This is a genomic window from Streptomyces sp. P5F9 (assembly GCF_057961495.1).
Window position 1 is genome coordinate 1 of the sequence record NZ_JBXVPZ010000097.1, and the last position, 25,619, is coordinate 25,619.

The 25,619-nt window shown below is 69.4% G+C and carries 20 protein-coding genes and 3 pseudogenes; 14 read left to right on the forward strand and 9 right to left on the reverse strand.

Translation table 11 applies throughout. The features are described from left to right. Window positions 1-208: 208 nt before the first annotated feature. Window positions 209-847, forward strand: a pseudogene (locus AC31A1_RS18110) (response regulator); the annotation flags it as partial. 466 nt (window positions 848-1,313) lie between these two features. Here AC31A1_RS18110 and AC31A1_RS18115 read toward each other — a convergent pair. Then, complete coding sequence (locus AC31A1_RS18115; RefSeq protein WP_489654304.1) at window positions 1,314-1,469, reverse strand: zinc-binding dehydrogenase; 156 nt, start codon at window positions 1,467-1,469, stop codon at window positions 1,314-1,316. A 1,210-nt stretch (window positions 1,470-2,679) separates the two neighbouring features. Further along, window positions 2,680-3,051 carry a hypothetical protein gene (locus tag AC31A1_RS18120; protein ID WP_405863277.1) on the reverse strand — a complete coding sequence of 124 codons (372 nt, stop codon included), beginning with the start codon at window positions 3,049-3,051 and terminating at the stop codon, window positions 2,680-2,682. A 962-nt stretch (window positions 3,052-4,013) separates the two neighbouring features. Here AC31A1_RS18120 and AC31A1_RS18125 point away from each other — a divergent pair. Beyond that, on the forward strand, window positions 4,014-5,534 hold the full coding sequence (locus AC31A1_RS18125) for a hypothetical protein (protein WP_489654286.1): 1,521 nt from the start codon (window positions 4,014-4,016) through the stop codon (window positions 5,532-5,534). 179 nt (window positions 5,535-5,713) lie between these two features. Here AC31A1_RS18125 and AC31A1_RS18130 read toward each other — a convergent pair. From AC31A1_RS18130 to AC31A1_RS18140, 3 genes and pseudogenes are all read right to left on the reverse strand, one after another. Continuing rightward, window positions 5,714-6,811 (reverse strand): annotated as a pseudogene (locus AC31A1_RS18130) (RNA-guided endonuclease InsQ/TnpB family protein). Window positions 6,812-7,001: 190 nt separating this feature from the next. Then, window positions 7,002-8,237: an MFS transporter gene (locus AC31A1_RS18135; protein WP_489654287.1), complete on the reverse strand. Its 1,236-nt coding sequence runs from the start codon at window positions 8,235-8,237 to the stop codon at window positions 7,002-7,004. Between the two features lie 293 nt (window positions 8,238-8,530). Beyond that, the gene (locus AC31A1_RS18140; RefSeq protein ID WP_489654288.1) at window positions 8,531-9,412 is read right to left on the reverse strand and encodes an AraC family transcriptional regulator; all 882 of its coding nucleotides are present in this window, start codon (window positions 9,410-9,412) and stop codon (window positions 8,531-8,533) included. Window positions 9,413-9,577: 165 nt separating this feature from the next. Between AC31A1_RS18140 and AC31A1_RS18145 the strand changes: the two genes are divergently transcribed. After that, on the forward strand, window positions 9,578-10,693 hold the full coding sequence (locus tag AC31A1_RS18145; protein ID WP_489654289.1) for a serine hydrolase domain-containing protein: 1,116 nt from the start codon (window positions 9,578-9,580) through the stop codon (window positions 10,691-10,693). Window positions 10,694-10,762: 69 nt separating this feature from the next. Here AC31A1_RS18145 and AC31A1_RS18150 read toward each other — a convergent pair whose 3' ends face one another. Then, window positions 10,763-11,026 (reverse strand): hypothetical protein, encoded by a 264-nt coding sequence (locus AC31A1_RS18150; protein WP_489654290.1) that lies wholly within the window; start codon window positions 11,024-11,026, stop codon window positions 10,763-10,765. Between the two features lie 7 nt (window positions 11,027-11,033). Between AC31A1_RS18150 and AC31A1_RS18155 the strand changes: the two genes are divergently transcribed. Both AC31A1_RS18155 and AC31A1_RS18160 read left to right on the forward strand, forming a co-directional pair. After that, a complete protein-coding gene (locus AC31A1_RS18155) occupies window positions 11,034-11,405 on the forward strand; it encodes a hypothetical protein (RefSeq protein ID WP_489654291.1) in 372 nt (123 codons plus the stop codon). A 169-nt stretch (window positions 11,406-11,574) separates the two neighbouring features. Then, window positions 11,575-13,197 carry a cellulose binding domain-containing protein gene (locus AC31A1_RS18160; protein WP_489654292.1) on the forward strand — a complete coding sequence of 541 codons (1,623 nt, stop codon included), beginning with the start codon at window positions 11,575-11,577 and terminating at the stop codon, window positions 13,195-13,197. Window positions 13,198-13,536: 339 nt separating this feature from the next. On the opposite strand, the gene AC31A1_RS18165 is transcribed toward AC31A1_RS18160, so the two are convergent. Continuing rightward, window positions 13,537-14,460, reverse strand: a complete 924-nt coding sequence (locus AC31A1_RS18165) for a LysR family transcriptional regulator (protein ID WP_489654293.1) — start codon at window positions 14,458-14,460, stop codon at window positions 13,537-13,539. 134 nt (window positions 14,461-14,594) lie between these two features. On the opposite strand from AC31A1_RS18165, the gene AC31A1_RS18170 reads away from it, so the two are divergent. Both AC31A1_RS18170 and AC31A1_RS18175 read left to right on the forward strand, forming a co-directional pair. Further along, on the forward strand, window positions 14,595-15,434 hold the full coding sequence (locus AC31A1_RS18170; RefSeq protein WP_489654294.1) for an inositol monophosphatase family protein: 840 nt from the start codon (window positions 14,595-14,597) through the stop codon (window positions 15,432-15,434). 83 nt (window positions 15,435-15,517) lie between these two features. After that, window positions 15,518-16,114, forward strand: a complete 597-nt coding sequence (locus AC31A1_RS18175; RefSeq protein WP_489654295.1) for an NADPH-dependent F420 reductase — start codon at window positions 15,518-15,520, stop codon at window positions 16,112-16,114. A 28-nt stretch (window positions 16,115-16,142) separates the two neighbouring features. Here the strand turns inward: AC31A1_RS18175 and AC31A1_RS18180 are convergent, their stop codons facing one another. Together AC31A1_RS18180 and AC31A1_RS18185 are read right to left on the reverse strand one after the other, a co-directional pair. Continuing rightward, window positions 16,143-16,640 (reverse strand): pyridoxamine 5'-phosphate oxidase family protein, encoded by a 498-nt coding sequence (locus tag AC31A1_RS18180; protein WP_489654296.1) that lies wholly within the window; start codon window positions 16,638-16,640, stop codon window positions 16,143-16,145. A 142-nt stretch (window positions 16,641-16,782) separates the two neighbouring features. Further along, window positions 16,783-17,094, reverse strand: a pseudogene (locus AC31A1_RS18185) (winged helix-turn-helix transcriptional regulator); the annotation flags it as partial. Window positions 17,095-17,186: 92 nt separating this feature from the next. On the opposite strand from AC31A1_RS18185, the gene AC31A1_RS18190 reads away from it, so the two are divergent. The 7 genes from AC31A1_RS18190 to AC31A1_RS18220 all read left to right on the forward strand — a co-directional run bounded on the left by AC31A1_RS18190 (window position 17,187) and on the right by AC31A1_RS18220 (window position 25,602). Next, window positions 17,187-18,992: a RecQ family ATP-dependent DNA helicase gene (locus AC31A1_RS18190; protein WP_489654297.1), complete on the forward strand. Its 1,806-nt coding sequence runs from the start codon at window positions 17,187-17,189 to the stop codon at window positions 18,990-18,992. 436 nt (window positions 18,993-19,428) lie between these two features. Further along, window positions 19,429-20,454: a LacI family DNA-binding transcriptional regulator gene (locus AC31A1_RS18195; protein WP_489654298.1), complete on the forward strand. Its 1,026-nt coding sequence runs from the start codon at window positions 19,429-19,431 to the stop codon at window positions 20,452-20,454. Window positions 20,455-20,559: 105 nt separating this feature from the next. Then, entirely contained in the window at window positions 20,560-21,789 is a 1,230-nt protein-coding gene (locus AC31A1_RS18200) for a sugar ABC transporter substrate-binding protein (RefSeq protein WP_489654299.1), read from the forward strand. Further along, a complete protein-coding gene (locus AC31A1_RS18205) occupies window positions 21,782-22,756 on the forward strand; it encodes a carbohydrate ABC transporter permease (RefSeq protein ID WP_489654300.1) in 975 nt (324 codons plus the stop codon). The genes AC31A1_RS18200 and AC31A1_RS18205 overlap by 8 nt, the downstream gene beginning before the upstream one ends. A gap of 7 nt (window positions 22,757-22,763) precedes the next feature. Next, complete coding sequence (locus AC31A1_RS18210) at window positions 22,764-23,633, forward strand: carbohydrate ABC transporter permease (RefSeq protein WP_489654301.1); 870 nt, start codon at window positions 22,764-22,766, stop codon at window positions 23,631-23,633. A gap of 41 nt (window positions 23,634-23,674) precedes the next feature. Continuing rightward, window positions 23,675-24,463, forward strand: a complete 789-nt coding sequence (locus tag AC31A1_RS18215; RefSeq protein ID WP_489654302.1) for a ThuA domain-containing protein — start codon at window positions 23,675-23,677, stop codon at window positions 24,461-24,463. Next, complete coding sequence (locus AC31A1_RS18220) at window positions 24,460-25,602, forward strand: Gfo/Idh/MocA family protein (RefSeq protein WP_489654303.1); 1,143 nt, start codon at window positions 24,460-24,462, stop codon at window positions 25,600-25,602. Before AC31A1_RS18215 ends, AC31A1_RS18220 begins: the two co-directional genes overlap by 4 nt. Window positions 25,603-25,619 lie beyond the last annotated feature (17 nt).

A 25,619-nucleotide genomic window follows, 5' to 3' on the forward strand; every position in this document is an offset into this window, starting at 1 on the left:
GGGTAAGACCGGCGGCGCTGGTTGTGTCATGCGTTTCAGGATCGGGCGCGGTGGGCTTCCCAACCATCCGGCGGGTGAACGGAGTTGACCCCGCCGACCGGCGGGGCACCCCCGCCGACGGGCGGCGCGCGGAAGCACTCGCGGAACCAGTGGGTGGCGACCGGCGTCGTAGCGATCCGGCAGTGATCGGGCGGGGAGCGGTGCGCACATGATGGTCGACGACGAGGCCATGGTCCGGACGGGGTTCCGGCACATCCTCGATGCCGCGGACGACATCGAGGTGGTGGCGGCCGTGTCCGGCGGCGGGGCGGTCCGTACCGTGCGGGAGAGGCGTCCGGACGTCGTGCTGCTCGACATCCGGATGCCGGACGTGGACGGGCTCACCGTGCTGGCCGAGCTGCGCCGAATGCCGGAGTCGCCGATAGTCGCCATGCTCACGACCTTCGACATGGACCAGCACGTGGCGGCGGCCCTGCGGTCCGGTGCGTCCGGCTTTCTACTGAAGGACACCGATCGGGAGCAACTGCCGTACCTGATACATTCCTTGGCCGACGGCGGGGTCGTACTGTCGGCCAAGGTCACCCGCACCGTCGTCGGCGGCTATCTGGACGCCGACCCGCGCGGCCCGGCCGCCCTCGGCATCGGCCGGCTGACCGAGCGCGAGCGGGCCGCGCTCGTGCTCGTCGCCGAGGGGCTGTCCAACACCGGGATCGCCGAGCGGATGCACCTCAGCTCCGCGACGGTCAAGGACCATGTGAGCGCCGTCCTGGTCAAGTTGGAGGTGGGCAGCCGGGTCCAGGCGGCGCTGCTCTCCGACCGCGCCGGCCTGCTCAGGCAATCGCCGCCGCGCCGGAGGGCCGATGAGTACCCGCCGCCCGCCCGCTCCCTGGCTCGGCGCCGCTCTGCTCGCCGCCGCCCTGCTGGACGTCTGGGTCCACGTCGACCCCGGCGACCGCATCGCCATGGTCTGCGCCCTGCTGGGCGCCTTCTCCCTCGTGCTGCGTCACCGGCTGCCGGTGCTGACGTACCTGCTGGCGCTGACGGCCACCCCGTCTCTCCCCCCGCCCGTCGGTGATCAACCGAGCCTCGACGACATGCCAGGCAAAGTGGATCAAGAATACAGGCCGGGTCGCGCCGACCGTGTCAGGCACCGGATCCGCCGACCCGCCCTGCCGCGTGGAGCGGATTCGACTTCTCCGTGCCCGGCGACGCCATGAAGCCCGGGGACAGCAACCCCACCGTCGTCTACGGCTCCTGGTCGTGCCGAACCGTGATCCGTCGGTTTCTGCTCTCGCCAAACGGTCCACGTGTGGTCAGGCGCGGGAGAGAAGGATCTTCCCTCGACCCGTGCCGGTCTCCTGCAGGTGGTGTGCCTTCAACGCCTCGGCCAGCGGGAGGGTTCGTGTCAGACCGGGCGGGATCCGCCCCGCCGCGAGCATCCGCGGAGCTTCGGCGAGGTACTCACCGATCCACTCGGGAGCCCGCCGAGACCGGACCCTGACGGTTCGCCCAGGTCAGCGACCGAACCAGTCCCAAATGCTCGCAGCTTCCCAAGCTAAGGGTCAGCTCTATGAGTCGACCCCGAAGGATCTCTCATGCCTCGGCTGCGCCATCGCGAATGCGGCGCGGAAGCAACCGCCAGTCCTCCATCGCGCCCTGCATCAATCGCTGTAGGCGCTCCTTGCCTTCAACCTTGAGCACATCTCGCAGGCAGGCGCAGCCGGCCAGATCCCTGTTGCCAACGACGCAGATGTAGATGCCTGCGATCTGTCAAGCCCCGCGCCGCTGCCGTAAGTTTCGCGTCGATAGGCAGCGGAATCCTCCGGGCCAGCTCCTGGGCGAAGACCCGCTCAATCCGGGGGCGCCCCAACAGACCGAAGAGGCCGCCTGCTGCGCGGCCAACGACTTCGTGCAACCTGTCTTTGCCCTTGAGGATGCCACGCGCCAACTCGGCGAGATCATCACAGCCTGTACGGCGATGGCGCTTGACAAGTGTTTTCCACGTCTCGTCCGAGACGTAGTCAGACGCCCGCTTGGCGATGACTGCGGTGCCGCCATTTTCGATGACGTCCAGGCACAGCCGTGCGGCTTGCTCCGCCCTCTGCTGATCTCGGGTGGCTGGTGTCGTGCGAGGCTGGGGACGTTGTTGAGGCCGAGCGGCGACCCTGGGTGCGGTCGACTGTCGCGGTGCTCGGCGCGGGGGTTGGGCCCGCTTCGCAGGTTGCTTACGGGGCGTGGGGACGCGTCCAGCCGGCCGACCGAGATGGTGGTAACACCGCATGTCTGGCCCAGTCACTGGGTTCTTGCACAACGTCTTGTCGTCGGTCTGCGCACGGCACTTGTACACCATCCCGGAAGTGTGAGGACATGCCCAGAAGCCGGACAAGCATGCATATTTGGCCAACAACGCCTACACGCCCCTCAGGCCTACCACCTCAACGAGAAGGGATAGATCGCGCACGGCCGTCTCATTTTCCGTCTCATTCAGGCCCGTTCACGGCCGTTCAGGCGAGACCCGAAGTCGTGTCCGCAGCGGCGACCGACCGCCCATGAACCCAGGTGAACGCCCCCGAACACACCCCCACACCCCACCACCACAGTTGGAAAGCGTGCTGGGGGATCATGCTTGTCATCGACAAAAGCGTGCGCCGTCGACAGATCACCTGTGCCTCTGTTGCGTTACATCTGCCTGGGATCCTGTCCAAGGATGACCGGGTCTTCGGCGCGCAACCGAAACGCTGCCTGCACACCCAGGCTTTCACGCGCAGCGATGTAGTACTCGTCGCGCTTCTCCTGGAACTGCCTGAACGCCCGCGTCCAGTCCTCTGCCGTACCCGAGCGCATGTCACGAACGAACTGCTCCAGCACCCATGCGTGGCGTTGCAGCGTCCGCGCCGCCGAAATGGTCCCAGCGTCCCCCATGAGAAGAACAGCCTCGAACGCGTACCCACGCTCTAACTCGGCGTCGGCCAGGCGCTCCAAACCAACGTCTCCCGTCAAGGGTTGGGGAAGGTCAAAGAGCCCTTTGCCCGCTGCCAGGCGGCCAGCCACCGACGTGAATCTCTTGATGGAATCGGCATACCGAAGGTAAGCCTCCAAACGACGCTCGTCCCATCGTGTCGAGAGCTGGCGTCGCCATCGTGATCTCTCTGTCAACGCTCCGCCCACGTACGACGCAGCCGCGCCCACGAGCACACCTGCCAAGGCGAACAACTCTCCCGACATGTCCCCCCGATCAGATAGACACAGCCTGGACACTACTTGCGGAGCCTCACAGCCGAAAGAGCGATCTTCACACCGGCCGTCGCCGGGCGACGGCAGCACGCGGCCTACCTCGGTCAAACCCACCAGCCTGCCGCCAAATGCCCCCAGCTTCCCAAGCTGCTGGCCTAAAGCTGTAGGTAAAGACCGCGTTGCCCACGGTCCCAGCCTCTCTCACAGCGTTGAGCCGGTCGGTCTCTCTGCCTCACGACGATCGGCGTGCTGTCCATCGCGGATCTTGCCGACTCGGCTCCAGCAAGCGCTCCTCCCAGTACTGCCAGTGCCGTCTTCTTCGTCTTGGTGGGGGTCGGCCTGCTAAGCGCAGGGACTGTCATTGCCACCGACTGCAAAAGGGCGGCGTCCCGCTTCTACGCGGAGGCGATGAGTACGCAGCGGAACAGGTCACCCTGGTATCTACGGCAGTCCTCCGGCGGGTCCGTTGCTCCTCAGAGTGATAGGGCTCTTCCAGATCCTGGGCGGCACTGGCGTGGCCGCCGACGGCGTCTGCTTCCTCAGCCGATAGTCCCTACGGGTCGCCATGGGGCTACCGACGGAATTCGGTGACTTGCGCAAACGCGACCTCTGCCCCGTGGGGATCCCTACCTGGTCTGTGCAGATCCCGGTGAACTCCTGGCCGTCAGCTGACGGCCACTCGGGCGCAACCTTCCCGTGTTCTGACGTGTCCACGTAGTGTGCTGACGATACGTAGAACATGGCGGACAGTAGCGGCCGCCGCTTTCGCGACCGCCGTTATGGCGGTCGCGACCCCGGCCGCGCACGCCGCCGGAGCGACGCTCGTCCTGGACGCCCAGGAGAACTACTACCTCCCCACCGAGGGCGAGGGCCCGAACCTGGACCTCGGCATCACCGCCTCGGGCGGGGACGCCCATGACGTCTCGGTCGCGGTCGACGCGTCGTCCCTCGCCGGGAAGGCGACGATGGTGGTCACGGGGGACTGCGTGAGCACCGGCACCCTGAAGGTGAGGTGCGACGTGGGCCCCCTCTCGGGCAAGGAGTCGATCGACCCGTTCTTCCTGAAGCCCACCGCGGCCGCCAAGGCGGGCGACACCGGTGCCATCACCTACACCGCCACCGCCTCCGACGCGGCCACCGTGACGGGGAAGACGGACGTCCTGGTCGGCGGGCCCAAGCTCGTCCCCCGGCCCTACCCGGCGCTGAAGGGCATCGCGCCCGGCGCCGTCTTCGAGCGCACCCCGGCCTTCGCCGACACCGGCACAGCCCCCGCCGACAAGGGCGTCATGCTGCTGGTGCAGGACTCAGACGGCGTCTCGCTGGCCCGGGACCACTCCAACTGCCACTACTCGGACCGGCCCGACGTCGGCGCCTGGTGCCGGTTCGACTCCCCGGTCGCGCCCGGCGCGGCCTACCAGACGGACGCGCCGCTGCGCTACACCGCCTCCAAGGACACGATGTACGGCTACAACACCTACGTCGTGTGGCCGGTCGGCGGCACCGCGCCCGACTCCTTCGACCCGTCCGACTTCCCCGGCACCGGCACCGGCGCGCCGCTCGGCCTGAAGTCCGTCGCCTCCGGCTCCGGATTCACCGGCTCCGGGTACGGCACCTTCGCCACCACCCAGCACGCCGACTACCAGGCGCTCGGTGACACGGTCGAGGGCAAGGTCGGCCAGTCGGTGAGCATCACGGTGGGCGTGCGGAACAACGGGCCGGGCCGGATGGACTTTCGGTGGATGGACGCCGACAACTCCGGCACGTTCGTCGTGACCCCGCCCGCCGGCACCACCATCACCGGCGCCCCCGGCCCCGGCGAGCAGGGCGACCCCGGGCCGCTGTGGAACTGCACACCGGGCAAGGCCGGCGCGAAGAGCTACACCTGCGACATCGCCAGCACGGACTTCCGGACGGGCGACTCCGTGACCCAGGAGTTCACGGTGCGGATCGACAAGGTCGTCCCCGGCGCACAGGGCAGCGTGCGGGCGGTGGAGAACCCCGAGTACCCCAACCGTGACGACGACGCGGCGAACGACACCGCGGCGATCGCGGTGAAGGCCACCGGCTCGGCGACATCCAGCCCCTCGCCCAGCGCCTCCGCGACCCCCTCGGCCACGGCCACCGCGAGCCCGTCCGGCTCCGGGGCCGGAACCAGCAGCGGGACGACGACCGGCGGCGGGCTCGCCGCCACGGGCACGGACGGAGTCCTGCTGCGGGCGGGCGCCGCCGTCCTGCTGGTGGCGGGCGGCGCGCTGGTGTTCCTGGCGGCGCGCAGGTCGCGGACGCAGGGCGGCCGCTGACTGTCCTTGCCACTCAAGTCAGTCCGGGAGGGAGGTACTGAGCTGGGCGAAATGGGTTGGGTGGCAAAGCGGCTGTCCTAATGGAGGTGTGGAGGCCGCTCCGGCACGGGAGGTCGGGGCTCAGCGTGGTGTAAGCCGGGCGATCATTCCTATCTCCAGGGCCGTCGGGTCGCCGCGGCTCAGACCTGGTGACAGTGGGCATTGACTTCCTCCCCCGCCCAAAGGCGGGGGATTCCAGCGGTCGCCCGCGGGGGTTCCTGTTTCACCGACGACCGCCCCGTCCGGGAGGACTCCCGTTGAGGCCTTACACCGTCTCCACAGGCAGACGCCGCCAGCCCGGCGGCCAGGATGTTGCGCGCCGCGTTGATGTCGCGGTCATGCACGGCGCCGCAGGCGCACGTCCACTCGCGGACGTTCAGCGGCATCTTCGCCGCGACCATCCCGCAGGCCCCGCACAGCTTGCTGCTGGCGAACCAGCGGTCGATCACGATGAGTTCACGCCGGTACCAGGCGCACTTGTACTCCAGCATCGACCGCAGTTGCGTCCACGACGCGTCACTGATGGCGCGTGCGAGCGTGCCGTTCTTCAGCGCATGCACGCGGGCGACCTTGCGGCGGGCTTTCTCGCGGTTCGCGGAGCCCTTGGCCGTGCCGCGGGTTGGTGACCTTCTCCCCAGTGGACAAGGTCACGAGCGACGTGATGCCGGCGTCGATACCGACCGCGTTCTTCGTGGCCGGAGCCGGAGTAATGCCGTCCCCGCACAGCAGGGACACGAACCAGCGACCCGCCGCGTCGCGGGACACAGTCACCGTGGTCGGCTCCGTCCCCTCGGGCAGCGGACGCGACCAGCGGACGTCCAAAGGGTCGGCCATCTTGGCCAACGTCAGCTGTCCGTCGCGCCACGTGAAGGCGCTACGCGTGTACTCGGCCGACGCCCGCGACTTCTTCCGGGACTTGACTTGAAGTGCGGGTACGTCGCGCGCCTGGCGAAGAAGTTCCCGAACACCGTCTGAAGATGGCGCAGCGCCTGCTGGAGCGGGACCGAGGACACCTCCGTCAGGAAGGCCAGTTCCTCGGTCTTCTTCCACTGGGTCAGCGCGGCCGACGACTGCCCGTAGGAGACGCGGCGCTGCTCCCCGTACCAGGCCCGGGTGCGCTCTTCCAGCGCCTTGTTGTAGACGAGACGGACACAGCCGAACGTGCGCGACAACTCCGCCGCCTGCTCGTCCGTGGGGTAAAAGCGGTACTTGAACGCCCGCTTGACCTGCCGCGCCATACCTCACACCGTATCAACCCCCGTGTGAGCGGCGGGTGGGCCGGTAGACCGTGGACGCCGGACCACCCTGACAGCGAACCGGCTTTCCCCGCCCCGCTTCACGAGAGCTTCCTTCCCTCCCCCAGCTGAAGCCGGGAGTATCCACGAAGGAGAGCCCCGATGAACCGGCAGGAACGGTGTTCGAGGCCCTTTACACGTCGCTACCGGTCCGCGCTTGAGACGTCGTCGACAAAGGTTCTGACGGGGTCTGGGCCGGTGAGGAAGTGACCAGTACGGAGCTGCCGGAATCGCGGTCCGTGAGGCCTGCGAGGAGGGCGAGGCCGAGGCCGGCTGCGGCGAGCGTCGCGCCGACCAGGGCCGGTGAGGCCCAGCCCCAGCCGGCGGAGATGGCCAGGCCACCGAGCCAGGCGCCGCCGGCGTTGGCCAGGTTGAAGGCGGAGTGGTTGGAGGCCGCGGCCATCGTCGGGGCGTTCTTCGCCTTGGCCATGAGCAGCATCTGCACGGGAGTGGTGACCAGGGCGCCCATCGCCCCCATGACGGCGAGGGTCACCAGGGCGGGGACGGTGCTGTGGACGGTGAAGTAGAACGCCACGAGCGTCGTACCGAGCAGGAAGAGGCCGCCGTACAGCGTCGGGCGCAGCGCCCGGTCGGTAAGCGGGCCCGCGATCAGTGTGCCCAGCGTCATTCCGATGCCGTAGAGCGCGAGGACCCAGGTCGTGGAGGAGTCGGAGAGGCCGGTCAGGTGGGTCAGGATCGGCACCAGGTAGCTGTAGACGGCGAAGAAGCCGCCGAATCCCACGACGGCGGTGGCCAGGCCGAGGGCGACCTGCCGGTTGCCCATCGCCCGCAGTTCGTGCCGGATGCCGGCCTGGTCGCTGCGGGGATGGTGGGGGACGAAGGCGGCCAGCGCGGCCAGCGCGACAAGGCCGATGACGGCGACGGCGCAGTAGGCGTACCGCCAGCCGAGATGCTGCCCGAGGGCGGTGCCGGCCGGGACGCCGACGATGTTGGCGACGGTGAGTCCGAGGAACATCCTCGACACGGCCCGCCCGGCCCGTTCGGGAGCGACCAGCCGGGAGGCCACGACAGCGCCCACGCCGAACAGTGCTCCGTGCGGCAGGCCCGCCAGGAACCGTGCGGCGAACAGCAGGCCGAAGTTCGGAGCGAGAGCGGAGGCGACGTTGCCGACCACGAACAGTGCGGACAGCAGGAGCAGGAGCCGCTTGTGGGCGATGCGCGCGCCGATACCGGTCAGGACGGGTGCCCCGACGACGACACCGAGCGCATAGGCGGAGACGAGGTTACCGGCGTGCGGCACGGACACGCCGACGCCGTGGGCGATCTGGGGCAGCAGTCCCATTGTGGCGAACTCGGTCGTACCGATACCGAACGCGACGAGGGCAAGGGCCAGCAGGGCCAGTGGCATGGAGCGCAAGTACCTTTCACGGGCGGCGGTTTGCGTGCGGATGCGGGGGAAGTGGGCAGGACCGTACCGTTATGTGTCCCGTTCGCCCTGTTTCTGTAGCCTGTCGCGCCGACCAGCGTTGCCCGATGCGCCCCTCGGGCAGGGAAAGTCTACGGGCGCTACAGCCGCGGCACGCCCTCACGCATTCCAAGATCGGACGACGAGAATCATGGCCTGCGTCACAGTCGGCTCGTCGGTCTGTCTCCCGAAGGCGGAACGAGCTGGTGCATCGCCGCCGGTCGGCAGACCGGTGTTCACGCGGCGGCGTTCCCGCTGTTCCGCTCGATCGGGATCCACAGCTGGGAGTGGGTCTCCTCGCCGATCTCCACCGGGTGTGTCCGCAGGAGTTCCGGACCTGGCCGGCTCGTGTACGGGTTCGAGGGGAACCACTGGGTGAACACGTCTCGCCACAGTTCCTGGAGCGCACCCGGATAGGGCCCGTCGTTGTCGAAGACCGCCCAGGTCCCGGCCGGCACGTCGAGGGCGTCGAGTTCCTCGATGGCCGTCTCCGCGCCGGTGGCCACGCCGATCCAGTAGTCCGCCTCGGCACCCTCCTCCCGACTGTCGGTCAGGTACACCGCTGCCGACAGGATCCCCTCCGGTTCCCGGCCGGCCAGCTTCTTCATCCGTACGATCGCCCGCTCGTCCAGGTTTTCCACGTGCGCCGCGGCGGCCGGGTTGACCCCCTCGTGCACCAGCGGAACCCGGGCCTTCCTGCCGACGATCCGAAACGCCTCCTTCTCCACGATCCGGTACCGCATGGTCGTACTGCCTTCGACGACGACGCGGAAGGACATGCGCGGCTGAGCCGTGAGCAGTGCGCCCGTGCGCCGGGCCTCGCCCGGACCGATGCCGTGCACCGACCGGAACGCCCGGGCGAAGGCCTCGCCCGAGCCGTAGCCGTACCGCACCGCGACATCGAGCAGCGTGCGCTCCCCGGTCAGCACCTCGGCCGCCGCGAGCGTCATCCTCCGGCGCCGCACGTAGACCGGGAGCGGCATCCCGGCGAGGGCGGAGAACAGCCGCCGGAAGTGGTACTCCGACACCGCGGCGATCCGGGCCGCCTCGGCCACGTCGACCTCCTGGTCGAGGCAGGCCTCCAGGTGGTCCAGCGCCTGATTCAGCCGGTCCAGCACGTGTGTCCGTTTCTCATTCCTTGAGTCTCCCCCGCGGGAACGCGCGCCCCGATACGGTCGGCCGGGCCGTCCTCAGGTGTAGGTGATTCCTTCGCGCCCTGCCCGACAGAAGCCGTGCGGGAACTGTCGGGCGGGTGGCCTCCACGTTGCCTGAGGCTTGCGCACATGACTGATATTAAGGGGCGGTGCGAGCCGCGGTTCGCCGCAGTCGAGGAGGCCCTCGCGGCTTCGCTCGGCAAGGACGACGTGGGTGCCTCGGTGGCCGTCCATCTCGACGGCGAGCCGGTGGTCGACATCTGGGGCGGGTACGCCGACGCGGACCGCACGGTCGACTGGGAGCGCGACACGCTCACGGGCGTGAACTCGACGACCAAGAACATGACCGCCCTGTGCGCGCTCGTCCTGGCCGACCAGGGCCTGCTCGATCTGTCCGCGCCGGTCGCCGTCTACTGGCCCGAGTTCGCGGCGGCGGGCAAGGAGCGCCTGCTGGTGCGCCACGTGCTGTCCCATACCGCGGGGTTGCCGGACCTGTCCGGGTGGGCGGCGGTCGAGGACCTCTACGACTGGCAGACCGTGACGGCGGGGCTGGCCGCGCAGGCCCCCGAATGGGAACCGGGAACGGCCGCCGGGTACCACGCGCTCACCTTCGGGTTCTTGATCGGCGAGGTCGTCCGCCGCGTCACCGGCCGTAGCCTCGGCGTTTTCTTCGCCGAGGAAGTGGCCGGACCGCTGGGCGCGGACTTCCACATCGGGCTCTCCGCCGACGACGACCACCGCGTCGCACCGCTCATCCCGCCGCCGGCGCTGACCGACGAGTTCGCCGCCGGCGCACCGCTCGGACCGGACGGCACACGTCGGGAGCACACCGGTGTCGCGGTCCGGGTGAGGGATGCCAACTCCGTGGCCTGGCGCCGTGCGCAGATCCCCGCGGTGAACGGTTTCGGCAACGCCCGGTCCGTCGCCCTCGTCCAGTCGGTCCTGGCGAACCGGGGTTCCGCCGGTGGCGTGCGGCTGCTGTCCCCCCAGGGCTGCGAGCCCGCGTGGCAGGAGGTGTTCCGCGGCGAGGACCGGGTGCTGCGGACGCCGATGTCCTGGACCGTGGGCTTCGGGAAGTTCGGCAACACGTTCGGCTGGGGTGGATGGGGCGGCTCGCTGGTCGCGAGTGACCCTGACGCACGGATGACGGTGGCCTACGTGATGAACCAGATGATCGACCGGGAGCAGCGTGAGGACAACCGTGGCATGGAGATCATCATGGCCGCCTACAGCGGACTGCGGTGACAACCCGCAGGAGAGGTGAGCCCGTGCGCACGGGCTCACGGAGCTACGGCCGTAAGAACGTCCCGCCCGTCAGGCGGGCACGCCCGGGGGGGGGTCGGTGGGGTCGAGGTGTGGTTCGAAATCCCTCAGCGGGAGCGAGCGCATGCGGTCCGGCCGTATCTCGGTCGAGCCGGCGAGGATCTGGATCGCCAGGCCGTCGACCGTCACGGTGAACCGGGCGGCGAGGGCTTCAATCTCCGCCTCAGCCTCCGCCTCCGCCTCGGGTGCGAGGCCTTCGGACCGGCACTCGTGCAGCACGTCCGACGGGACTGCCTTCCGGGAGTTCGGCAACACCGCCCGGATGGCGCGCAATTCGGTCTCGCAGGACATCGCCCGCATCGGCGCGCGCCCCGGGTCCGCCTTCTCCGACGTCGCCGAACTCGCCTCCGGTAAACGCGGCAAGCAACGGGTGTTGGGTAAGGGCGACGTCGAGGGCGGCATGTGGTGGGCCGGTCAGGCGCAGGGTCCCATCGACAGTGTGGAGAGCTGCGAGGCGGTGGTGCGCACCATCGTGGCGGAGGCCGAGAACATCGTCCGCGACCGCCTCGGCGGCAACTCGCGCCCTCGGGACCGGAATTGGTCTAGACGAATCTTTCCCGCATCTCTTGACGCCGGTCGACGCGGCCAGCCACGCTTCGTCACGCAGGCAGATGTAAGGAAAGTTTCCGATTAACTTCACGACTCGCCGTTCGACGGTCTTCCCCTGCCTCACCCCGCCCTGATCACGTCGCACGGCTCCTCCCCACCCGCACCTCCCCACCGTGCGACGGGCGTGCAGGGCACCGCAATCCGCGTACCGGCGCGACGCCGTACGCGGCCTCGCCCCACGGAGGAGCATCCGCATGAGACGTGCGTCGCCGCGTGCCGCAGTGACCGCCGCCCTGATGGTCGGCGGCATGGCCACGATCACCACCCCGGCCGCCCACGCGGCCGACAACACCGGTCTGATCGCCTCCTTCGGCATCACCTCCACCTGGGGTGCCGGCTTCGAAGGCGGCTACACGGTCACCAACAAGTCCACCCACACGGTCACTTCATGGACCATCACCTTCACCCTGCCCGCCACCGAGGCCGTCACCAGTTCGTGGAACGGCACGCTCACCCACAGCGGGACGCAGTACACCATCACCTCCCCCACGTGGGAGGCCCCGCTCGCCCCCGGTGACTCCGCGCCCGTCGTCGGCATGGACTTCAGCTACACCGGCTCGGTCGTCCCACCGAGCGCCTGTCTGATCAACAACGGCCCCTGCGCCGGCGTTCCCGCCGACACCGTCGCGCCCACGACGCCCTCCGGCCTCGCCGTCCGGGCCACCGGCCCCGGCAGCGTCACGCTGGGCTGGAACGCCTCGACCGACAACGTCGGCGTGGTCGGCTACCGGGTCTACGAGGGCAGCGACGTCATCGCCACCACCTCCGGCACAGGCACCACCTTCACGGTGACCGGCCTGTTCCCCGGCAGCAGTCACAGCTTCTCGGTGACCGCGCTCGACGACTCCAACAACCAGTCGGCGCACTCCGCGACGCTCACCGCGACCGCGGGCAGCGGCACAACTCCCGGCGTGGCGGCCCCCTTCATCGACCTCGGTGCCTACCCGACGCCGAACCTCACGCAGATCGCCACGAACACCGGGCTGCGCCAGTTCTCGCTCGGCTTCATCACCGCCGGGTCGACCGGCTGCAACGCGAGCTGGTTCAACTCCTTCGACCCGGGCGCAGCCTGGGACCGGGCGGACTTCGACTCGCTGCGCGCGATGGGCGGTGACGTCCGGCCGTCCTTCGGCGGCGAGGCGGGCACCGAACTGGCCCTCGCCTGCACCGGCACGACCGCGCTCCAGGCGCAGTACCAGAAGGTCGTGGACGCCTACGCCCTGGACCGCGTGGACTTCGACATCGAGGGCGCCGCCACGGTCGACCACGCCTCGATCGACCGGCGCTCGACGGCCGTCGCCGCCGTCCAGGCCGCGCAGCGCGTCAAGGGCCGCGACCTCAAGGTCACGCTCACTCTCCCGGTGCTGCCCAGCGGCCTGACCGCGGACGGCCTCTACGTCCTCAACTCCGCCAAGTCGCACAACCTGAACGTCGACACCGTCAACCTGATGGCCATGGACTACGGCGACAGCGCCGCGCCCAACCCGTCCGGAAAGATGGGCAGTTACGCCATCCAGGCCGCGACCTCGACCCGCGCCCAGATCGCCTCGGTGTGGCCGAACCTCACTACCGCCCAGACCTGGGCCATGGTCGGCCTCACCCCGATGCTCGGCCAGAACGACACCGCCAGCGAGGTGTTCACCGTCGCCGACGCACAGCAGGTGCTCACCTTCGCCCGCCAGAACCACCTGGGCGAGCTGGGCTTCTGGGACGTCACCCGCGACGGGAACGCCTGCACCGGTGGTCTGAGCGAGTGCACGAACATCCCGCAGACCCCGTACCAGTTCTCCAAACTGTTCGCGACCTACGCGGGCTGAGCCCGCGAGACCACCTGCGGGCCCCCTCAAAGCGGCTTGTGCGGGCCGAGATTCACCTCGGCCCGCACAAGTTGGGGACACGTTCAGGATGCGGACGGACAAGCCGAGCCTCACGGCAGATCCCGCGTCGGACCTGGGTGATGACCGCTCTCGTCCTGGCAGTGTTCGCGGCCTTCTCGGCCCTCCCTGTCCGCCATCGAGCAGCACGGCGCCGACCGGCGAGCGGTGGAACAGCAGGACACCGATCTCGGTCTCCAGCTGCTTGATCGCCCGGCTCAACGGCGGCTGGATCGTCGCCGGACTGCTCGACAGTTCCCGACAGATGAAGGCGCAGGGGAGTCACCACGCCGTCCGCCCCTCTCCGCCCATCGCACCGGTCAGCGCGGTCCGGGCCAGATCTCGTAGCCACATGTGCGCGGGGTCGGTGTCGTAGCGCTGATGCCACGACAGGTACACCGGGGCCGGTGGAAGGTCGAGCGGGAGCGGGAGCAGGACCATGCCGAGATCCGCGGCAGCCGAACGCGCCGTGGACTCGGGGGCGGTGACGACGAGATCGGAGCCCCGCGCGAACTCGAACGCGGCGCTTTCCGTGGGCGCGGTGACCACCACACGTCGCGTGAGATCGAGGCGCGCGAGCGCGTCGTCGAGGATGTTTCCGAGCTTGCCGCGCCGCGAGACGCTGATGTGCTCCGCCGCGGCGTACCGCGCGGCGGTGACGGTCTTGACGCGGGTGAGCGCGTGCCCCCGCCGTACGACCACGACCTGCTCGGACTCGGCCACCCGGTCGGCGTGGATCTCTGGCGCGGTCGGGCCGTCGGCGTTCGCCGCGAGGTCGACCTCGCCGCGGCGCAACTCTGGTGTGTCGATGCTCGATTCCGCGATGAAGCGCAGCCGCACGCCGGGTGCCTGCTCGCGCACGGCAGCCAGAAGCGCCGGCCCGCTGAGGGCGACGAGCGCGTCGTGCCAGCGGAGCGTGAAGGTGCGTTCGAGTGTCGCGAGGTCGAGTTCACGGCTCGGCGCCAGCACACCCCGGACCTGCTGGAGCAGGTCGTGCACCTGTTCCCGCACGGCGATCGCGTACGGCGTCGGGGTCATCGTGCGCCCTGTGCGCACCAGGATCTGGTCCCCCGTCGTACGCCGGATCCGGCCGAGGCTGCGGCTCATCGCGGGGGCGGTGACGTGCAGGCGGTCGGCGGCGCCGGTCACGCTGCCTTCCTCCAGCAGAGCGTCGAGCGCGGCGAGCAGATTCAGATCCAGTTGCATGGGAGTCATCCTAGCCGTGCTTCACATGCACTTGATGTTAATGGCGGCCTCTCCTACCTTCGAACTGCGGGCGCGGACGAACCAGGTTCCCGCCCGGTCGACCTCGATCCCCCTGCTCAGATGGGAGTACCGCCATGCCCGAATCGATGCGGAACACCGGCGATGCCACAGCCGCCGACCCGGCCGTCACCTCCGACGCCGACCTGCTCGCACAGACCGGGATCGCCGTACGCACGGCGGGTGCGGCTCTGCGGGACCGCTTCGGGGACGTGGTCCCCTACCGGACCTTCGACGAGCTGATGCGCGCGCTCGCCGCGAACGACGACGCGGTCCTCGACATCCTGCGCCCCCGCCTCACCGCCCTGCGCCCGGACGCCGGCTGGGTGGAGGAGGAGTTGGACGGCGGCGCCCTCCCGGCCGGCGAATGGTGGGTGGTGGACCCGGCCGAAGGCAACGTCAATCACCTGCACGGCCTGCCGGAGTGGGCGGTGACCGCGACCCTCGTACGCGACAACCAGCCGGTGCTCACCGTGGTCCACCTGCCGATGACCGGCGAGACGTACACCGCGCTCGCGGGCGCCAGCGCTCACCTCGACGGCCGGCCGCTGCACGTGTCCCGGACCCCGGAACTCGGCCTGAGCATCGTGGCCACGAGCCAGGCCAGGCCGGACGAGGACGAAAAGGTCGTGCGGCGCGTCGGGGCCTCGATCACCGAGATGCTCGTCGACGCTCTCGTAGTGCGGACATCCGTGCCCGCCACCCTTCACCTGCTGAACGTGGCCGCCGGCCGGATCGACGCCTTCTGGCAGTTCGCCGGAGCCCGCGCGGACCTGCTTCCCGGGGTCCTGCTCGTCACCGAGGCCGGCGGACGGATCTCCGACGTCGAGGGCCGCCCCTGGACTCCGGAGAGCGAGAGTTTCCTGGCCGCCGCACCCGATGTGCACGCCGATGCGGTCGCCACGCTCTCCCGCTGAGCAGTGACCAGTGAGCAGTGAGCAGTGAGCAGTGAGCAGTGAACGCTTTCGAGAAACAGAACGACCAGGAGGACCGGTTCAGCATGAGTGACATCACCGTTCTTGGCGGCGGCCGCGTCGGCGGCAGCCTGGCCACCGCCCTCGCCCGGGCCGGACACGAGGTGACCGTGGCGACCCGCTCCCCGGACACCACCGCGGACGCCGTACGAACAGCGGGCATCGTCATCAACGCCACCCCCGGCGCAGGCTCGCTGGACCGGCTCGCCGCTCTGCGCACGGAACTGCGGGGCAAGATCCTCGTGGATGTCTCCAACGCCACCGTCGACGGACCGGACGGGCTGCCCGCCGGGCTGCTCTACCCCGGTTCGAGTCTCGCGGAGCAGCTTCAGGAGGCGCTGCCCGAGACGCTCGTCGTCAAGACGCTCAACACGATGCTCCACTCGGTGATGACCGAGCCCTCCTCACTCGCTCAGCCGCCCACCGCTTTCCTCTCCGGCGCGGACCCGGAGGCCAAGCGGGTCGTCCGCGGGCTTCTCGTGGACCTCGGGTGGCGGCAGGAGTGGATCACGGACCTCGGCGGGATCGAGACGGCCCGGGCCGCCGAGGGCGTGATCCTGTTCGTACCGCATGTCATCCGGTCCAGCGGATTCGCGCCCTTCGCGATCTCGATCGCGCGCTGATCCACGTGCTCGGCGCGGCCTGCGCCGATCAGGCGTTCTCGCGCTCGGTGCGCCGCTTGACCAACTCCTCCACCGCGCTCGGCAGGGTCGTCTCGAAGTCGATCAGTTTCACCCAAGTCGGCGTCACCAGGATGCGGACCATGCCGTCGTAGAGCGAGCGGACCTCGGCCTCCCACTCGACGCGCTGCTCGGGCGTCATCTCGTAGGAGCCGTTCATCCGCAGGTACTCCTCCGGGATGCCGTCCACGACGTCCAGCTCCGCCCGGCCCCGGATCAGCAGGATCTTGGGCGGATGCACCTCGGTGTCGATCGTCAGCGCGACGGCCGGGTTCTCCCGCAGAGCCGGGAGCTTCGGGGCGTTCTTCGCCGTACACATGACGATCTCCGAGCCGTTCCAGGTGAACGCGATCGGGATGGTCCGGGGCGTGCCGTCCTTGGCCACATAAGCCAGCCGGAGCACGTCACGTGCCAGCAGTTCCCGGCTGATCGGCCGGTTCAGAATCTCGGTGATCTCACTCGCTCGCATAACCGTCCTCCAGGGAAGTCGTCGCCATCTGCCCCGGGGACGGAGCCGTCACCACGATCTCGACATCCGCCGGCCCTCGAATTGCCTCGACGCTGCCGCCGCCCCCAGCGCGCAGCGGCCCGAGGCGATTCGGGCGGAGTAGTCAGCCCTCTCCCCCGGGAACAGTCGGACGCCCCGCAAAGCGGTCGCGCATCGCGCCGCCGGCCGCGGGGCCCGCGGTGAAGACGTAGGCGGCACTGTCGTCGAGTCGGCGGCCAGACCTTGCGTCGACGACGACGGGTTCGACTTCCTCACCGCTCTCCGCGTCGACGAGGATCATGCTGCGCTCCGCCGGTGCGAGGCGCGAGTTGCCCCAGGAGGCCAGGGCGACGATCACCGGGCGCAGGGAGTGCCCGAGTTCGGTGAGTACGTATGCGCGGCGCACCGGATTGGTCTGGTAGGGCCGGCGTTCCAGAGGGACGCCCGAATCGTGTGAGGCGATATCCCGGCGAACCGGGGTAGCCGCCAGACACACGGCGGCTGGACGCCCACCATTCAAGGAGCAGCATGTTCGCACTCACGTCCCGGCGTCTGCGCGGCACCGCCCGTCGGGTCTTCGGCTGGCAGCAGTTGCGTCCGGCCCAACTGAGCGCGATGAAGGCCGTGATGAAGGGGCGTGACGTACTCGCCGTCATGCCGACCGGCGCGGGCAAGTCCGCCGTGTACCAGGTGCCCGCGGTGCTGCTCGGCGGTCCGGTCGTGGTCGTCTCGCCGCTGATCGCGCTGCAGCGGGACCAGATGCAGAGTCTGCTCGGAAACGGCGCGCTGCGCACCGCCGCCATCAACTCCGCGCAGCGCCGGAGCGACAACGAAACGGCATGGGCCCGCATCAGCGCCTCCTCGGTCGACGTGGTCTTCCTCGCTCCTGAGCAACTCGCCAAGCCGGACGTCACGGACCGGCTCGCTGCCGTCCGTCCCCGGCTGCTGGTGGTGGACGAGGCGCACTGCGTGTCGTCCTGGGGGCACGACTTCCGGCCGGACTACCTCCGGCTGCGTCACGCGCGCGAGCGGCTCGGCAACCCGCCGGTGCTCGCCCTGACCGCGAACGCGGCCGCCCCGGTACGGCGGGACATCGCCGAACGTCTCGGCATGACCGACCCGGTGGAGACAGTGGCCGGCTTCGACCGTCCCAACATCCACCTGGACGTGACGACCTTTCAGGACGCCGCCGCCAAGGAGCGGTTCGTCGTGGAACGGACGGCCGTCGAGGAGAAGCCGGGAATCCTGTACGCGGGGACGCGTAAGGCAGCGGACAGCTACGCCGAGCAGTTGAGCAACCTCGGACTGGCCGCCGCGAGCTACCACGCGGGGCTCTCCGCCGCCGAACGCCGCCGAGCCCAGGACCGGTTCAGCTCCGGTGAACTCGACGTGGTCGTGGCCACCTCGGCGTTCGGGATGGGCATCGACAAGGCGAACGTACGGTTCGTGCTGCACGCGTCCGTCCCCGGCTCGCTCGACGCCTACTACCAGGAGATCGGCCGGGCCGGCCGCGACGGCGCACCGGCCAGGGCGATCCTCGCCTACCGCCCGCAGGATCTGGGCCTGCAACGTTTCTTCGCCGCGGGCGCTCCCGACGCCGACGCACTGCGCCGCGTCGCCGAGCGCCTGCGCGGCGAGGCGGCCGCCGTGAGCGCGACCCGGCTCCGGGCCGACTGCGAACTCGGCGCGACGGCACTGTCCGCCGTGCTGAACCTGCTGGAGGAGACCGGGGCCGTCCGGACCGGACGGGACGGCAGCAGCTTCATCGGCGCGGTCGGCGTCGACGGCGCCCCCGCGGATGACGATGTCGACGCCGTTGTGCAGAGCGCCCTCGCCGTCCACGCCACGCACCTCAAGCTCGAACGGTCCCGGGTCGACATGATGCGCGGGTACGCCGAGACGACCGACTGTCGGCGGCGGTTCCTCCTTGGATACTTCGGCGACTCTGTCCCCGTCCCTTGCGGGGCGTGCGACAACTGCACGGGCCCGGTGACCAAGCCTGCGAGCGGGCTGAGGCGTCGGCGGTCCGGAGACGCCGGACGGTCGCGGAAGGTCGCCGCACGCCGGCGCCGGTGGACCTGGACCGGTGCACGCGCGGACGTCTCAGCGGGTGCCGTCCGCACGACGAAGACCGTCGTACGCCCCACGGCGGACAACCACACCTACCTGCCGGGCGTCCGCGTCAGCCACGGCCAGTGGGGCCGGGGCGAGGTCATGAGCGAGGGCGACGGCAAGATCACCATCCTGTTCGAGTCGGTCGGCTATCGCACCCTGTCGCTGGCCGTGGTGACGGACAAGCGGTTGCTCGTCGCCTTGCCCGATGCACCACGCTGACGCTGGATCCATGAGCCCCGGCGGCAACTCGGCGTCGGTGAGCCGGGCAAGGTGGGCTCGTGGTCGTCGAAGTGGTCGAGGACCAGGCCTTTGGCGAGTTCGAGCAGGGCGTTGCGGGACACGTGTGCCCCCGCCGGGCCGAGGTCGCCCAGGGTCCGCCGCACCGTGCTGGTGTGTGCCATGAGGATCTGCGCCGCGGGCGAGGTGGCCTGGCCGGTGCGCGGTTTGCCGGTGACCAGGGAGCGTAAGGCGTCGCCGGGACGTACCTGCCCCGGAAGCCGGCCAACGCGGCCTCGGTCGCTCGTGAGGTCGGGGTCCCGGGCCGGCGGAACTTTTTTCCTGCACGACCCTTGCCGTCCTTCGCGGCCCCTCCCTACAGTCTCGTCCCAGTCAGTCGATACGCATCGACACCGAGGGAACCGAGGGAGGTGCTCGCATGGTGACAAGCCGGGACGTGGCCCGGTTGGCGGGCGTCTCCCAGAGCACCGTCTCCTACGTCATGAGCGGGCGCCGCTCGATATCCCCCGAGACCCGGCGTCGGGTCGAGGAGGCGATCGAGACATTGGGATTCCAACCCAACGCCGGTGCGCGGGCGTTGGCGAGTCAGCGCAGCCAAGTCATCGGCCTGGTCGTGCCGTTCGCGCCCGGGGCCGACATGACGGGGGTGCTGCCCTTCATCGAGACGATCACCAAGTGCGCCCGGGAAGAGGACCACAACGTCATCCTGGCCACCGAGGACGAGGGCGCCGAGGGCCTCACCCGGCTCAGCGACCAGTCCTTGTGCGACGCGATCGTGCTCATGGAGGTCGGGTCGAAGGACCCGCGCATCCCCGTGGCGGCCGGGCTGAGCGTGCCCGTCATCCTGATCGGCGTGCCGGAGGACCCCGAGGGGCTGTACTGCGTCGACCTGGACTACACCCTGGCCGGACGCATGGCGGTGGACGAGCTGGCCGCCTCCGCGCACGACCGTGTCGTCCTGCTCGGCTACCCGCGTGACGTGATGGCCCGCGACGTCAACTTCGTCCGCCGCTTCCTCCGGGGAGCCGAGGAAACGGCCGCCGCACACGGCATCGCCTACGCCGAGGTCAGCCCGCCGGACACCAGCCGCGCCGGGGCCGAAGCCGCCCTGGATGAAGCGCTTACCGAACAAGGGCCCGGCGGCGACCGGTTGGGGCTCGTCGTCCCCGATCCTCAGTTGATCCAGCCGACGTTGCAGAGCCTGCTGGACCGCGGTCTTGTCCCCGGACGCGACCTGTCCGTCATCGGACTGTGCACGGACCGGACGGCCGAGACCTCCACTCCCCCCGTCACCAACGTCTCGCTGGAACCCAGGGACGTCTCACGCCGCGCGATGAGGATCCTGTTCCGGCTGCTGAACCGCGAGGGCGTGCCCACCCCTTCGACCGTTGAACTGGTGACCCCACGTCTGACCCTGCGTCAGACGAGCCTGCCTGCCCGCTGATCCCCACTGTTGGTGTCAAGGGGGATGACGCGTCACCGCTGTCGATACGCATCGACACCCCCCGCGCGGTCCGCCCGAGACAGCGCCGATCGAGGAGAGAAGAACATGGCTCAACGACGAGCGATCCTCAGCAGAACGACACTGACGGTGGCCCTCGCGCTTCTGGCACCGCTCACCCTGAGCGGCTGTGGTTCGAGTACCGGATCGTCTGGCGGCGCCGACACCCTGCGGGTGATGGACTACTACACCGATCAGCCCGACAAGGGGATCTACGCGAAGGTCCTGGACGCGTGCGGACAGCAGAACGGCGTGAAGATCAAGCGGGAGGCGGTGGCCGGCCCGTCGCTGATACCCAAGGTGCTGCAACAGGCCTCGTCGCGGACCCTGCCCGACGTCCTGATGCTCGACAACCCCGATCTGCAACAGATCGCCGCCAGCGGCGCCCTCGCCCCGCTCGGCGACTTCGGCCTGAAGGCCGACGGATACGCCAAGGGCGTGGTGGACGCCTCGACCTACCAGGGCAAGCTCTACGGCCTGCAACCGGTGACCAACACGCTCGGCCTCTTCTACAACAAGGACATGCTCGACAAGGCGGGGGTCAAGCCGCCCACCACCTGGGCCGAGCTCAAGTCGGCCGCCAAGAAGCTCACTTCGGGCAAGCGGTACGGCATCGCCTTCGCCGCACCGGCCACCTACGAGGGGACCTGGCAGTTCCTGCCCTTCATGTGGTCCAACGGCGGCGACGAGAAGGACATGGCAACTCCCCAGACCGCACAGGCACTTCAGCTCTGGGTGGACCTGGTCAAGGACGGATCGGCCTCGAAGTCGGTGGTCAGCTGGGCCGAGGCCGACGCCAACGACCAGTTCGCGGCGGGCAACGCGGCCATGATGATCAACGGCCCCTGGCAGTTCCCGGTCCTCGACAAGAAGACGAGCCTGCACTACGACGTCGTCCAGATCCCCGTGCCCAAGGCCGGCGGAACTCCCGTCGTCCCCCTGGGCGGTGAGACCTGGACCGTCCCGCAGACCGGCAACGCACAGCGCCAGGACAAGGCGGCCAAGGTCGTCGCGTGCCTCAACTCCGACAAGAACCAGCTGTCGTTGGCCCAGCAGCGCCAGACCGTGCCGACGAAGACCGCGCTGATGGACAGGTTCGCCACCGAACAGCCCAGGATGAAGGCGTTCACCGACCAGGTGCGCAACGCCCGTGCCCGCACAGGTGAGTTGGGCAAGGACTGGCCGAAGGCCGCCACCAAGATCTACACCGCGATACAGACCGCGCTCACCCAGGGGGCGACTCCGGCGAAGGCACTGAAGCAGGCCCAGGATGGCTGACGTACTGCGCCGCGCGGTGCGGGCCAAGGAGCGTGCGGTGCGGGCCGCCACCGACGGTGCCCCAGTGAGCCGGAAGCTCGGGAAACGCGGTCGGCGGCGCCAGTCCCACCTGCTCTTCCTGCTGCCCGCCCTGGCCTACATGGTCGCCTTCTTCGGCTACCCGGTCGTCAAGAACGTCGTCATGGGGTTCGAGCACTACACGACGAGCACCTTCTACACCGGCGCGGCGCCCTGGGTCGGCCTCGCCAACTACCGGGCCGTCATCTCGTCCTCCGTCTTCGACAAGGCTCTCCTCAACACGGTCCTGTTCACGGTGGGTTCGATCGCGGGGCAGTTCCTCACCGGCCTGGCGATCGCCCTGTTCTTCCGCCGCAGGTTCCCGCTGAACGGCGTCATGCGCTCCCTGCTGTTGCTGCCGTGGCTGGTGCCGCTGATCGTCTCCAGCGCGGTGTGGCGCTGGATCCTCGACCAGGACAACGGCGTACTCAACCGCTTCCTCGGCGCCGTTCACCTCGTACAGGACCGTCCCGGCTGGCTGACCAGCACCTCGCTGGCGCTGTTCGCGGTGATCGTGGTCAACATCTGGATCGGGATCCCGTTCAACGTCGCGATCCTCTACGGCGGACTGCAGGACATCCCCGAGGAGTTGTACGAGGCGGCGGCCCTGGACGGCGCGACGGGCTGGCGGGCCTTCCGGCATGTGACGTGGCCCCTGCTGCGGCCCGTGGTCAGCGTGGTGCTCGTCCTCGGCGTCGTCTACACGGTCAAGGTCCTCGACGTCATCCTCGGACTCACCAACGGCGGCCCGGCGAACGCGACACAGACCATCGCCAGTCAGTCCTACCAACTCTCCTTCCAGCAGTTCGACTTCGGACAGGGTGCCGCGCTCGGCAACATCCTCATCGTCGTCTCGCTGGTCTTCGCCGTCCTCTATCTGCGCGCGAACCGTCGCGCCGTCGAGCAGTGAGGCCGTCATGGCATCCATCACGCGCACCTCTGTCCAACCGGCCACGCACACACCCGTCCACCGGCGGCGCTCCCGGCAACGGCCCTGGGGATACACCGCCATCGGCGCGCTGATCCTGGCCGTGATGCTGTTCCCGGTCTACTGGATGGTCAACGTCTCCCTCCAGCCGGCCAACACCGCGGTGAGCACGCCCTGGTTCCCGACCCACCTGAACTTCGACGGCTACGCCACCGCGCTCAGCCAGCAGGGGCCAAATCTCCTGACCAGCCTCGTCGTTGCCGTGGGGAGCGTGGTGTTCAGCCTGATCATCGCGAGCCCGGCCGCGTACGCGCTCGCCCACGTCAACGCGCGCTCGGTCGGCCCCGTGCTGTTCGGGATCCTGATCAGCCAGATGGTCCCGGGCATCGTCGTGGCCAACGCCCTCTACAGCGCGTACATCGACGTCGGGCTGCTCAACTCGATCCCCGGCCTGATCCTGGCCGACTCCACCGCGGGAATCCCGTTCGCGATCCTGATCCTGCGGGCCTTCATGGGCAACATCCCCGCCTCGGTGATCGAGGCGGCCCGGGTGGACGGAGCGGGCAGGGTCCGGGCGTTCGTCTCGATCGTCCTGCCGATGAGCAGGAACGCCCTTATTACGGCAGGGCTGTTCACGTTCCTGTTCACCTGGAGCGACTTCCTCTTCGCGCTGACCCTGACGACGACCGAGGACGTCCGGCCCGTCACCCTCGGCCTCTACCAGTACCTCGGCTCCCACGTCAGCGACTGGAACGCGGTGATGGCCACCGCGACCCTCGCCTCGGTCCCGGCTCTCGTGCTGCTCCTGGTGGCACAGCGCTACATCGCCACCGGCGTGACCGGCGGAGCCGTCAAATGACTCGCCCCCAGGGCGACTTCGAAGAAAGGCAGAACACTTCTGTGACCACGTCTTCCGCACCGCCCCCGGCCCCGATCCGCGTGACCGTGTGGGGGGAGAACCGCCACGAGAAGATCGAGGAGCACGTGGCCAGGATCTACCCGCAGGGCATGCACAGCACGATCGCCGAGGGCATCAAGGAGAACCTCGGCGACGCCTGCACCGTACGCACCGCCACGCTGGACGACCCCGAACACGGCCTGACCGAGGAGGTGTTGGCCTCGACCGACGTCCTCACCTGGTGGGGGCACGCCGCTCACGCCGAGGTGTCCGACGAGGTCGTCGAACGGGTGCACCGGCACGTGCTGTCCGGCATGGGCCTCGTGGTGCTGCACTCCGGCCACTGGTCGAAGATCTTCGTCAAGCTCATGGGAACCAGCTGCACCCTGCGCTGGCGCAACGAGCACGACCGCGAGCTGGTGTGGACGGTGAACCCAACGCACCCGATCGCCAAGGGAGTTCCGCACCCCCTCGTCGTCGAGGAGGACGAGATGTATGGCGAATTCTTCGACATCCCCGTCCCTGACGAATTGGTCTTCGTCAGCTCCTTCACGGGCGGCGAGGTGATCCGCAGCGGTTGCACCTTCCGCCGCGGCCACGGCAGGATCTTCTACTTCAGCCCCGGCGACCAGGACTACCCCGTCTACCACAACAAGGACATCCGCCGGGTGATCGCCAACGGCGTGCGATGGGCGCGCACGGACCGGCCCGAGCGCAGCCACCCGGTGCTGCTGCGGTACGACACCGACGACTTCTTCAACGGCGTGGACTACTCGGGGCCGCTTCGATGACCCACCGGACCATCCCCTGCGGGCCCGACAACCCTCTGCGCGTACTGGTGGTCGGCGCCGGCTCCATGGGACAGCAGTGGCTGACCACCGTCACCGCCGCACCCGAGGCCGAACTCGCCGGCATCGTCGACCTCGACCTGGACACGGCCCGGCGGTCCGCCGCCGGCCTGGGCCGGCCGGACCTCCCGGTCGGCTCCGACGCGGTCGCGCTCGCGGCCGACACCGGCGCCCAGGCGATCGTCAACGTGACGGTTCCGGTGGCCCATCACCCCGTCACCACCGCCGCGTTGTTCGCCGGGCTGCCCGTCCTCGGCGAGAAGCCGATCGCCGACACCCTGGCCCGCGCCCTGTCGCTGGCCGCCGCGGCCGAGGTCAGCGGCGAGCTGTTCATGGTGAGCCAGTCACGGCGCTGGAACCCCCAACTCTTCGCCCTGCGCGGGATGTTGGGAGAACTCGGCGCGATCGGCACGCTGACGACCGAGTTCTTCAAGGCTCCGCGCTTCGGCGGTTTCCGCGAGGAGATGGCGTACCCGCTGCTGATCGACATGGCGATCCACGCCTTCGACTCGGCCCGCTTCCTGCTCGGCGCGGACCCGGTCACCGCCTACTGCCAGGCGTACAACCCGCCATGGAGCTGGTACGACGGCGACGCAGCCGCGAGCGCCGTCTTCGAGATGGAAGGCGGTGCGCGCTATGCGTACAACGGCAGTTGGTGCAGTCCGGGCGCCGAGACCTCGTGGAACGGCACCTGGCGGGCGAGCGGCGAGAAGGGTTCGGCGCTGTGGGACGGCGACACCGAGCCCGTGCTCGTCGCCGACGTACAACCCGCCGAGCGGCCCCGCTCCCCGCACTCCGACATCGCCGGAGCGCTGCGGGTCTTCGTCGAGTCGCTGCGGACCGGCAGCACGCCCATGGGAGAGGTGCACGAGAACACCATGAGCCTGGCGATGGTCGAGGCCGCAGTGGAGTCGGCCAGGACCGGGCAGCGCGTACTCGTGGACGACGTGCTCGACCAGGCGTACGCGGCGGCCCTCCGCGAGGAGACCCGCCCCGACGTACGTGCCGCCCTTGCCGGTTGGCCGTCGGTCCGCGGCACCCTCGCCCCGCACCGGACACCGCCCGCCGCCGCGTCCGCCTGACGCCCTACCGATAGGAG

Excerpts from the sequence above, each read along its gene's own strand:
- AC31A1_RS18145 (WP_489654289.1), top strand. The coding sequence starts at position 9,578 with ATGACTGATATTAAGGGGCGGTGCGAGCCGCGGTTCGCCGCAGTCGAG.
- AC31A1_RS18205 (WP_489654300.1), top strand. The coding sequence starts at position 21,782 with ATGGCTGACGTACTGCGCCGCGCGGTGCGGGCCAAGGAGCGTGCGGTG.
- AC31A1_RS18165 (WP_489654293.1), bottom strand. The coding sequence starts at position 14,460 with ATGCAACTGGATCTGAATCTGCTCGCCGCGCTCGACGCTCTGCTGGAG.
- AC31A1_RS18200 (WP_489654299.1), top strand. The coding sequence starts at position 20,560 with ATGGCTCAACGACGAGCGATCCTCAGCAGAACGACACTGACGGTGGCC.
- AC31A1_RS18195 (WP_489654298.1), top strand. The coding sequence starts at position 19,429 with ATGGTGACAAGCCGGGACGTGGCCCGGTTGGCGGGCGTCTCCCAGAGC.
- AC31A1_RS18175 (WP_489654295.1), top strand. The coding sequence starts at position 15,518 with ATGAGTGACATCACCGTTCTTGGCGGCGGCCGCGTCGGCGGCAGCCTG.
- AC31A1_RS18155 (WP_489654291.1), top strand. The coding sequence starts at position 11,034 with ATGGCGCGCAATTCGGTCTCGCAGGACATCGCCCGCATCGGCGCGCGC.
- AC31A1_RS18210 (WP_489654301.1), top strand. The coding sequence starts at position 22,764 with ATGGCATCCATCACGCGCACCTCTGTCCAACCGGCCACGCACACACCC.
- AC31A1_RS18170 (WP_489654294.1), top strand. The coding sequence starts at position 14,595 with ATGCCCGAATCGATGCGGAACACCGGCGATGCCACAGCCGCCGACCCG.
- AC31A1_RS18160 (WP_489654292.1), top strand. The coding sequence starts at position 11,575 with ATGAGACGTGCGTCGCCGCGTGCCGCAGTGACCGCCGCCCTGATGGTC.
- AC31A1_RS18125 (WP_489654286.1), top strand. The coding sequence starts at position 4,014 with ATGGCGGTCGCGACCCCGGCCGCGCACGCCGCCGGAGCGACGCTCGTC.
- AC31A1_RS18190 (WP_489654297.1), top strand. The coding sequence starts at position 17,187 with ATGTTCGCACTCACGTCCCGGCGTCTGCGCGGCACCGCCCGTCGGGTC.
- AC31A1_RS18220 (WP_489654303.1), top strand. The coding sequence starts at position 24,460 with ATGACCCACCGGACCATCCCCTGCGGGCCCGACAACCCTCTGCGCGTA.
- AC31A1_RS18135 (WP_489654287.1), bottom strand. The coding sequence starts at position 8,237 with ATGCCACTGGCCCTGCTGGCCCTTGCCCTCGTCGCGTTCGGTATCGGT.
- AC31A1_RS18180 (WP_489654296.1), bottom strand. The coding sequence starts at position 16,640 with ATGCGAGCGAGTGAGATCACCGAGATTCTGAACCGGCCGATCAGCCGG.